This window comes from Pseudomonas sp. B19(2017) (genome assembly GCF_002113165.1).
In the GTDB taxonomy this organism is placed as follows: domain Bacteria; phylum Pseudomonadota; class Gammaproteobacteria; order Pseudomonadales; family Pseudomonadaceae; genus Aquipseudomonas.
The window spans coordinates 1-846 of the sequence record NZ_NEJR01000049.1 but is presented as its reverse complement, the minus strand read 5'-3'; the positions used below and the strand labels follow the sequence as shown (position 1 = coordinate 846).

1 protein-coding gene is annotated in these 846 nt (G+C 63.5%); it reads left to right on the top strand.

Annotation, left to right across the window (positions count from 1 at the left end):
* The coding region (locus CAF70_RS25965) for an immunoglobulin-like domain-containing protein (protein ID WP_143491960.1) at positions 1-846 on the top strand (846 nt) is incomplete at both ends.

Below are 846 nucleotides of genomic sequence, written 5' to 3'. Positions count from 1 at the left end.
CCAGACCATCACTGTTGAAGCGGGCAAGACCCAGGGCAGCGTCGACTTTGAGACCCCGGCGAACGACGTCTACAACAACGGCTCGACCGTCAGCGTCACCATCGAAAGCGCCACGGGCGGTAACTTCGAGCAACTGACGCCGAACCCGACCCCGGCTCAGACCACCATCAACGATTCGGTCGACACCACCACTGCGACCCTGACGGCGACCCCGTCGGTGACCGAAGGTGGCGTCATCACCTACACGGTGACCCTGAGCAACCCGGCGCAGACCCCGGTGACTGTCACCCTGTCCAATGGCCAGACCATCACTGTTGAAGCGGGCAAGACCCAGGGCAGCGTCGACTTTGAGACCCCGGCGAACGACGTCTACAACAACGGCTCGACCGTCAGCGTCACCATCGAAAGCGCCACGGGCGGTAACTTCGAGCAACTGACGCCGAACCCGACCCCGGCTCAGACCACCATCAACGATTCGGTCGACACCACCACTGCGACCCTGACGGCGACCCCGTCGGTGACCGAAGGTGGCGTCATCACCTACACGGTGACCCTGAGCAACCCGGCGCAGACGCCGGTGACTGTGACCCTATCCAACGGCCAGACCATCACTGTTGAAGCGGGCAAGACCCAGGGCAGCGTCGACTTTGAGACCCCGGCGAACGACGTCTACAACAACGGCTCGACCGTCAGCGTCACCATCGAAAGCGCCACGGGCGGTAACTTCGAGCAACTGACGCCGAACCCGACCCCGGCTCAGACCACCATCAACGATTCGGTCGACACCACCACTGCGACCCTGACGGCGACCCCGTCGGTGACCGAAGGTGGCGTCATCACCTACAC